Raw genomic sequence first — 4,299 nt, 5'->3', positions numbered from 1 at the left:
ATTAAATAAGAGGTTGATAGCTTTGGTTTTATCCATGGCTATCTGTTTTACTTTCATCACGCTTGCATTCTCCTCACAAGTCTTAGCTTATGTGACGAACTTGTTATCATTAGAAACTCTAACAAAACAAGTAGTGGAAAAGGGACTAAGCACACCTGTTGGGAAAGGGGTATCAAAACAAGGTATCACCTTAAATGTTGAGAATTTGTATGTTGACCAAAACGAACTTGTATTCGATATGGTTCAATCTTATACAAAGGACATGACATACAAACCTGCTCTAAACTCAAATGATGTTCAACTATATATTAACGGCAGAAGGTTGGCTTTTCACTCAGGAGGGGAATTCCACACTCTTCCAGATGATAAATACGGTGGAATTATCTATTACAATGTAAATTACGATAATGAAGACGAACAGAAACTGATAATACCAGAGGAATTTCAACTTACAATCAAAGTAAATAAAATGGAAAGCTATCAAGATGATTGGATAATTGAAATTCCAGTCTCACGCAAACTTTCAGACCATGCTACAAAAACATACGAGCCAGTTGTGTCAAACAAAGTACATGATGTTAAGATTACCGTGTCTAGAGTGGTTATTAGACCTCTAAGCACCTTCATTGAATACGAAATCACTGTGCCGATTAATTACTCACTCACTGATCCTTCCTCTATCAGCAACATTCAAGTAAAAGATGACAAGGGTAACATTTTGGGAATTGGCTCATTAGGAGGGGAAGAAAAGAAAGAGGGTATTATGAAAATATACCGATTTACGAGTGAATATCATACCCCCAAAGAACTTCCTGAACATTTGGAAATAATACCGCAGCGCAAAATCGAAGAAAAACGTACTGATTCTGTAGTTTACTACAGAGGAGAGGCTATAGAGGAAATGATTTTTAGTGTTCCCCTATAAATAATATATAAAAAGTGACATTGTAAAATACAGTGATGAAGATTGAACTAACGGATAAGATAGTTGAACAAACCTTTACAGGCTGCCACGTGCAGCCTATTGTACAAAACGTGCACGAATCTCTAGTAAGACGGCAGAAAAATATATGCAATTAGATAATTTATTGAGGTGTTAGATCATCAGAATATGATACGTTTAGTACAGCATTTCTATTAATTTTAATAATGTCACTTCTGGATGTTTTATGGAGGATGATTCAAAAATGAGGATAAAACAGAGTGAATTTAAAAACGTAGCATTTGAGATTGTTAAGGTTTTTGAAATAAGTATAGAGTATGTGGGATTTCCTTTTTCTGAAAGAGAGAAAATAAATGCATTCTATGAGAGCAAGTTTGACGATGAGGGAGAGCGCATTAAAAAACTTATTATGAATGTAGAGTATGATTTTTTTGGCAGTACAAATTTTAAAGATAGAAATGATGAAAAGAATAAGGTTCTATTTGATAAGATTTCCTCAGATTTAAAAGAAATCAGAGAGGATCTTGAAAATTATCCAAATAAAAATACTTAGCGACAGAACTTTTCTACGACGGAAAACTATAGTTGAGGGGCATGCATCGTGGCAGCTCCTCTATTTGCTCATTCAAGTAACGGGAGACGTTTGTTCAATAGGTAGCCAGGACGATGCTGCTGGATCAATCGGCAGCCTCGTTACAATAACGTGCAGAACAAAATGTATTCCCTCTAGTAACGGATTCGAATTAAAATTATTATGATTCAACTTTGAGATGGAGGGGATTTGGTGAGTAAATGTAAATTGCTTTCTAACATAATGCTCGGACTTCTATTTTCAGTTTTATGGATTTCAATTGGAAGTATTCTTTACATTAATTCACTTTCAACACTGCCAAGAATTTTAAACTCCAATAGTGGAATGAAGTTCTTGCCTTATTTCTTGTGGGGCATTCCCTTTTTAGTAGTTGTATTTGGTGTGATTTTTATAAAAAAACTTGGCTATAAAGTTTCATTAATCTCTTTCTTGGTTGGAACCATATTTTTTTCTTTTATGATTCCTGTCCTTTTAGAATAAAGCTACACTTAGTTAGCCCATTCCGCTAACGAGAGAACTATAGTTCAATATTAAAGGGGCTGCCGCGAGGCAGCCCTTAATTCAAGTAACGGCAGGTTTACTCAACAAAATGGGTAGGATAGCACCAAAAGGAATATGGTAAAAAACGAAGAATATGTTCAAATTATGATCGGAATTTGCAAGAAAGTAGGTGGGGATAAATATGAAACCCAATTTTCAAGATTTAGGTCTTTCTAAAAGTATGGGTCCAAAACTAAGAATTGAAGTTGAAAGGCAATTATTAAGTGACTTGAAAAATTATCATATTTTTATTGATAAGCTTCGCTAAATTTTAGTTTAGAGGTTTGCTTCGGGCAAATTAGTTTATTAGTTCCTTCCTGTCACATATAAAAAATGTTATAATATGGATGTTTTTAATGAAATTTGAGGAGGTCTAAAATGAAAAATACTTCCTATAATCCATTTAATGATGAAACGCTTCATCTTACTGAGAATAAAATCGAAACGAGTTCCCTAGAAGATAGGGCTCCCTTTAACGATGTAATCAAACATGTCGATATTGTTTCGGGTTTTCAAGTTCCCAAAAGGCTCGACCATTTTCCAAAGTGGTATAAAAATCCTCAGAGAATATTTGCTACTATTTCTGTCCTTGTATTTGCCTCATTGATGATATACCAAGTTATTCGAATTATTACTGCTATTGCTACGGGGAAGTAGCACCTTTCTCACGATAAGCTAACGAAAGAACGTTAGTGCATAGCGGAGCGGTATTAATCCCGCTGATCATCTCCCTCTAGCTGTATAGAAGCTAACAAAAAAGACGCTTTTTACAGCGCCCTTTTTTGTTCAATATTTCCGGTAGGAATTTATATTTTCGACAAGAGTATTGAAACAAGTATTCCTAAAATTGATATCCATATGAAAACTGATTTAAATATACTTTTGATAATCGAGTCCTGACTTTTCAAATCATTACCATGGTTTTCATGCATGGCTAAATCGATGTTTCCCATAGAATTAGAAGAACCTTTAGAGCCTACTCCTTTGAAAAGCAATGTTAATATTAGCAGAATTATAGAACCCATAAAAAGATAATCAGAGATTTGTTGCATTTTATTAACCACCTCCTTATTAACAATATTAGCACATTTTAACAATCGTGTTAAGCAATTTGTAACTTTATCGTATTTCAAACGTAAAAAACCCGATATTTAACTTCATTGAAGAAACGGGCAGATAATTGAGTATTAGGGTGAAACTCTTCATATGAAAATAAATTCGGAAGGTGAATCTGCATGGCGAAAATTCGTGGTAGAAGACGATATTATCGAAGTTTAAAGAAAATGCTTCAGGATTTTAGTCACCATTTATCCGATGAAACCACTTGGCATAATATGTGGCATATGCACTTTGACGGGAAGGGAATAAGTGAGAACGTTAAAGACAGAAGAAGCCATATCAAACATTACATAGAACTATTGAGGAAAATCCAAACTTCAGACCTGTCAAACACGAAGCCCTTTCAAGCTTGGATCTTCTTAGACTCAAAAGACCCGACTTGCGATGCTTTTTACCTACATACGTCAAATCCTTACAGACCTTATCCTTTTATAAATAAAACTATTATTTGGCAAAACGAAGAAAAGGTCATCCCAGAATTATTAAAAAACATTATCAATTTGGAGAATTTCGAAGTCGGTGAATACAAGCATTATGACGGTAAGAGTGATTATTTTATTCGTTTGGCTAATTTAGGAGTGAGTTTAAAGGATTAATTACAGAGAGGATATTGGTTGCAAAAAAACATAAGAATGCCGCGAAATCGATCGTTCGACCATCTCCCCGCTAACGGGCAGTCTAGCGTGGGGCACTCGGAAACAACGCCTTTTCAACGATTAGGACTGACAGGCTAACATTTTACGCTAAAGGATTTATTTAATGCAGATGTTCGTTAATAATTAACAAAATATGGAGAATGAACTATCCCTTTGAAGTATAATAATTATAGGATACTTTTGGAGGTGAACTAATGAGATTAAGCGTATTTCTTTTGTTAATTTCTGTTTTACTAACAGCCTGCACAGTAGAACCGCTACAAGATAATGTAACAAAACAAGATATAAATATTATTAACTCCGTTGAAGGAATGCATGTATACAGTCACCGTTATGACAACATGGATTGGGGTCATCATGAGTTCGATGGCTTCGATATTGTAGTCGATCAAACGTATTACAAAAAATCAAATGACGTTCAAAGAGGGGAAATCGTATTTTATAAAAAT

At 34.5% G+C, this 4,299-nt stretch carries 8 protein-coding genes; 7 read left to right on the top strand and 1 reads right to left on the bottom strand.

Going from position 1 to position 4,299, the window contains the following annotated elements; translation table 11 throughout:
- The 5 genes from AC1DUA_RS25930 to AC1DUA_RS25910 all read left to right on the top strand — a co-directional run.
- Positions 1–925, top strand: a 925-nt coding sequence (locus AC1DUA_RS25930; RefSeq protein WP_477502513.1) for a DUF4179 domain-containing protein, incomplete at its 5' end; no start/stop codon positions are given.
- Positions 926–1,187: 262 nt separating this feature from the next.
- Positions 1,188–1,496, top strand: a complete 309-nt coding sequence (locus AC1DUA_RS25925) for a hypothetical protein (protein ID WP_477502512.1) — start codon at positions 1,188–1,190, stop codon at positions 1,494–1,496.
- A 231-nt stretch (positions 1,497–1,727) separates the two neighbouring features.
- Positions 1,728–2,015: a hypothetical protein gene (locus AC1DUA_RS25920; protein ID WP_477502511.1), complete on the top strand. Its 288-nt coding sequence runs from the start codon at positions 1,728–1,730 to the stop codon at positions 2,013–2,015.
- Positions 2,016–2,217: 202 nt separating this feature from the next.
- A complete protein-coding gene (locus tag AC1DUA_RS25915; RefSeq protein ID WP_477502510.1) occupies positions 2,218–2,343 on the top strand; it encodes a hypothetical protein in 126 nt (41 codons plus the stop codon).
- A gap of 110 nt (positions 2,344–2,453) precedes the next feature.
- Entirely contained in the window at positions 2,454–2,732 is a 279-nt protein-coding gene (locus AC1DUA_RS25910) for a hypothetical protein (RefSeq protein ID WP_477502509.1), read from the top strand.
- Between the two features lie 149 nt (positions 2,733–2,881).
- Here the strand turns inward: AC1DUA_RS25910 and AC1DUA_RS25905 are convergent, their stop codons facing one another.
- Positions 2,882–3,127: a hypothetical protein gene (locus tag AC1DUA_RS25905; protein ID WP_477502508.1), complete on the bottom strand. Its 246-nt coding sequence runs from the start codon at positions 3,125–3,127 to the stop codon at positions 2,882–2,884.
- A gap of 183 nt (positions 3,128–3,310) precedes the next feature.
- Between AC1DUA_RS25905 and AC1DUA_RS25900 the strand changes: the two genes are divergently transcribed.
- The gene (locus AC1DUA_RS25900) at positions 3,311–3,790 is read left to right on the top strand and encodes a hypothetical protein (RefSeq protein ID WP_477502507.1); all 480 of its coding nucleotides are present in this window, start codon (positions 3,311–3,313) and stop codon (positions 3,788–3,790) included.
- 254 nt (positions 3,791–4,044) lie between these two features.
- Positions 4,045–4,299: hypothetical protein (locus AC1DUA_RS25895; protein ID WP_477502506.1), on the top strand; the 255-nt coding region annotated here is incomplete at its 3' end.

Source organism: Paenibacillus sp. 01T422, from assembly GCF_056398785.1.
The sequence above is the reverse complement of the archived record's forward strand: the minus strand, read 5'-3'. Positions and strand labels throughout refer to the sequence as shown.

Bases quoted from the DNA above. Each gene is read 5' to 3' on its own strand.
- AC1DUA_RS25925 (WP_477502512.1), top strand. From the start codon at position 1,188: ATGAGGATAAAACAGAGTGAATTTAAAAACGTAGCATTTGAGATTGTT.
- AC1DUA_RS25915 (WP_477502510.1), top strand. From the start codon at position 2,218: ATGAAACCCAATTTTCAAGATTTAGGTCTTTCTAAAAGTATGGGTCCA.
- AC1DUA_RS25910 (WP_477502509.1), top strand. From the start codon at position 2,454: ATGAAAAATACTTCCTATAATCCATTTAATGATGAAACGCTTCATCTT.
- AC1DUA_RS25905 (WP_477502508.1), bottom strand. From the start codon at position 3,127: ATGCAACAAATCTCTGATTATCTTTTTATGGGTTCTATAATTCTGCTA.
- AC1DUA_RS25900 (WP_477502507.1), top strand. From the start codon at position 3,311: ATGGCGAAAATTCGTGGTAGAAGACGATATTATCGAAGTTTAAAGAAA.